We start from the raw sequence: 3,372 nt of genomic DNA, 5'->3' as shown, positions 1-3,372 counted from the left end.
GCGCTTTCGCTTTCGCGTTTCCGACTCTATCAGACTCTTTCGCGTCCGATTCCCCGTCGGAAGGGGTTCCGCCTTCCGGTTCCGGCGCTTTCGCGCCTTTCCCCTTTCCGGCGGCTCCGACTTTATCAGAAGCTTTTCGACCGAGCCAATCGGCGTCGAGCTTCGGATGAAGATTCGGAGGGCTCTATGGAAATTTAGATTTCCGATGAGAGCGAGATAGAGACTAACTGCGCCTGGTGGATCCTGTCCACCCCGGGCAACCGTTTGAATCTACCTCCCCAACGCTCCCATGTCAATGGGTTTGCTGGGCGAAGAGAAGACTAGCAGGTCAGAGGGGGCGCACGCACATCAGGCGGCTGTGGGGAGCTCCGCACTCTGGGCAGCCTCGTCCACGTCTCCCTGCGCGCCCGCGCGGGCGGCGCGGCCCCCGAGGATGTAGACGTACGCAAGAAAGCCCAGCTCAGCGGCGATGCCGATCGCGATGCGCGCCCATGTGGGGAGACCGGAGGGGGTGACAAAGGCTTCGATCACACCCGAGACGAAGAGGACCAGGGCGAGGCCTATCGCCATGCCGATGGCCGCTCGGCCCCGCTGCGCGAGGGCCGCTCGGCGGGTTCGGGGACCTGGGTCGATGACCGTCCAGCCAAGGCGCAGGCCGGTGCCTGCCGCGACGAAGACGGCGGTGAGCTCCAGCAGCCCATGGGGCAGGATCAGGCCCAGAAAGGCGTCGAGGCGGCCGGCCGACGCCATGAGGCCGATCCCGATGCCGAGATTGAGCATGTTGAGGAACAGGATCCAGAGCACCGGGACGCACAGGAAGGCGCCCAGGACCAGGCACAAGGCGGCCGCCTGGGCGTTGTTCGTCCAGACCTGGGCGGCGAACGAGGCCGCCGGGTGACTGGAGTAGTACGCCTCGTACTCTCCACCGGGTCGGGTGAGCTCCCGGAGCTCCTGTGGGGCCGCGATCGATGCCTGGACCTCCGGGTGCGCGCCGATCCACCAGCCGATCACGGCGGCGAGGAGTGTGGAGAGGACCGCGGTGGGGATCCACCAGTGGCGGGTGCGGTAAACGGCCGCGGGAAAGCCGGCGGTGAGGAACTGGACCGCGTCGCGCCAGGAGGCACGCCGGGTTCCCGTGACCGTGGTGCGGGCGCGCGCGACGAGCTGGGTGAGCCGGGCGGTGAGCAGCGGGTCGGGTGCGCTGGACTGTATGAGCGACAGGTGGGTGGCGGTGCGCTGGTAGAGGGCGACCAGTTCATCGGCCTCGTCGCCCGAGAGCCCGCGGCCTCGATTCAGGAGGGCGTCCAGGCGTTCCCACTCCGCACGGTGGGCGGTCACAAAGACGTCGAGATCCATGATCGGCGATTGCTCCAGGCGCTGGGGGCATACGGTCTGTACGGCTGCGACGCTCTGTCGGCCAGCTTGGCAGACTGAGGATCGAGGGGTGGAGAACGAGGGGTGGGGAACGAGGGGCCGGGAAAGCCGACGCGAAGGGCGGGCGGACAGAGGTGACCGGGCTTGTGACGGGGGACGCCGTCGTGCTGGGACTTCAGCCGGCCAGGCTGCCCAGCCGTGCGCTTGCCATCGTCATCGATCTCATTGTGGTGTGGACGGTCTATCTGACGGTGGCCCTCGGGCTTGCGGTGGCGACGGCGTCGCTGGACGACGCGGCCGTTGCGGCGGTATCGATCGCGACTTTTCTGCTGATTCTGGTGGGGTTGCCGATAGCCGTGGAGACCCTCAGCCATGGGCGGTCGCTTGGGAAGCTCGCCTGTGGGCTCCGTGTGGTGCGGGACGACGGCGGACCCATCCGATTCCGGCACGCGCTCGTGCGCGGGGCGGTCGGGATGGTGGAGATCCTGCTGACGTTCGGGGTGATCGCCTGTATCGCTTCTCTGGTCTCCGCACGGGGGCGGCGGGTCGGCGATGTGCTCGCAGGCACGCTGGTGGTTCGGGAGCGGGTGCCGTCGGCGTCGCGGGCGATGGGCGTGCCGCCTCCGCCGCCCTGGCTCATCGGTCGGTTCGCTCAGCTCGATCTGTCGAATGTGCCCGATGAGCTGTGGCTCGCCATACGCCAGTACCTGATGCGCATGCACCAGCTGGACCCGGCGGTGAGCGGGTCGATGGCCGGGCGGCTCGCCGCGGATGTGGCGGGGCGGACGGGGGCTCCGGTGCCCCAGGGTGTGCCGCCGGCCGAGTATCTGGCCGCTGTGGTGCATGAACGGCAGTCGCGTGAGGCGCGGCGGACGGTGGGGACCGGGATGGCGGGTCCGTCGCAGACGTCGGTGCTCGGCGAGCAGGCACGGGCGGAGGAGGAGTCCAGCACCACGGCGCGCCGCGGTGTTCAGCCTGCCGCAGCGGCACATCAGAGTCGGGTGCCGGAGACAGGGGCAGAGGCAGGGGCAGGGCCAGGGGCGGAGAAGCCGCCGGCCACTGGGTTTGCGCCGCCTGCCTGATGCTGCTCGGCTTCGGCCGGTGCGGGGCCGCCCACAGCTCAGGGGAAGTGGGACGGCGGTGATTCGAGGTCTTCGAGCTCGATGCCGGGTGCGGCCAGCACGACGTCGCCGGCGATGTGCACGGTGTGCTGCTCGCCCGTGTCCAGGGCGCTGACCTGGTACTCGTCCACTGTCAGGGCCCCATTGTCAGTGGTGTGCGCTTCACTCTTCACCAGGGCCCACGACTGGTCGACGGTGAGGGGGGCGAGGACGGGATCGGTGAAGGCGACAAGGCGTACGCGCGTCGCCGGGGAATCGGGGGTGAGGCGCAGCAGGCGTGCGATCGCGATGAGGAATGCGGGGGATCTGCCGGTGAAGGCATGGGCGCGCACATTGCCTTCAGTGGCGTGGTCGCCGGTTGGGTCGGTCCTGACCCAGGTGACGCCGTCGAGGGCGGCGCCACGGACTTGCCAGTCGGCGGCGTGCAGTTCGAGGCGGAGGGGACGGCCGAGTTCGTCGAGGGCGAGGTCGACTGAGCCGGCGTGGTCGCCGGAGGGGGTGGTGATCTGGGAGACATAGCGCCAGCCGGAAGGGCCGGGGGCGCACTGGAAGTGTTCTTCGCCGAGGGGGGTGTGATCGTGCGGATCACGGAGCGAATAACGGCCGCGGGGCATGGGGGCGTGTCCTTGTGCGGAGGTGCTCGCTAGCGGGTCTTCCCGGAGCTGACCGTCTTCCGGAAATCCGGGAGCAGTACGGACGGCCCCGTACTGCTCATCGGGCGGCAGGTGCGGGCAGGCCCCCGACACGGGGGTGCGGGGGCCTGCCGGCACCGCCGGCGCCGGGGTGGTCGTTCGTCCTCTGCCGGCGGGCTGCCGGCAGAGGACGGGCGGGACTCCGTGGCGGAAGGCGCTGTGCGGCGCGTGTCGCGGAGTGGGTT

Annotated in this window: 3 protein-coding genes; 1 reads left to right on the top strand and 2 read right to left on the bottom strand. The window is 69.5% G+C overall.

Annotated features, from left to right (window positions below):
- Positions 1-348 precede the first annotated feature (348 nt).
- Entirely contained in the window at positions 349-1,356 is a 1,008-nt protein-coding gene (locus OF819_RS28905) for a stage II sporulation protein M (RefSeq protein WP_267246611.1), read from the bottom strand.
- 152 nt (positions 1,357-1,508) lie between these two features.
- Between OF819_RS28905 and OF819_RS28900 the strand changes: the two genes are divergently transcribed.
- Entirely contained in the window at positions 1,509-2,456 is a 948-nt protein-coding gene (locus tag OF819_RS28900; protein ID WP_267246610.1) for an RDD family protein, read from the top strand.
- 38 nt (positions 2,457-2,494) lie between these two features.
- Here OF819_RS28900 and OF819_RS28895 read toward each other — a convergent pair whose 3' ends face one another.
- Positions 2,495-3,109, bottom strand: coding sequence for a hypothetical protein (locus tag OF819_RS28895; protein ID WP_267246609.1), 615 nt, complete (start codon positions 3,107-3,109; stop codon positions 2,495-2,497).
- Positions 3,110-3,372: the final 263 nt, after the last annotated feature.

The sequence above is a fragment of the Streptomyces sp. PR69 genome (assembly GCF_026420845.1).
Classification (GTDB): Bacteria; Actinomycetota; Actinomycetes; order Streptomycetales; family Streptomycetaceae; genus Streptomyces.
The sequence above is the reverse complement of the archived record's forward strand: the minus strand, read 5'-3'. Positions and strand labels throughout refer to the sequence as shown.

What these genes read in the sequence shown, in the direction of transcription:
- OF819_RS28905 (WP_267246611.1), bottom strand. Translation starts at nt 1,356, where the DNA reads ATGGATCTCGACGTCTTTGTGACCGCCCACCGTGCGGAGTGGGAACGC.
- OF819_RS28895 (WP_267246609.1), bottom strand. Translation starts at nt 3,109, where the DNA reads ATGCCCCGCGGCCGTTATTCGCTCCGTGATCCGCACGATCACACCCCC.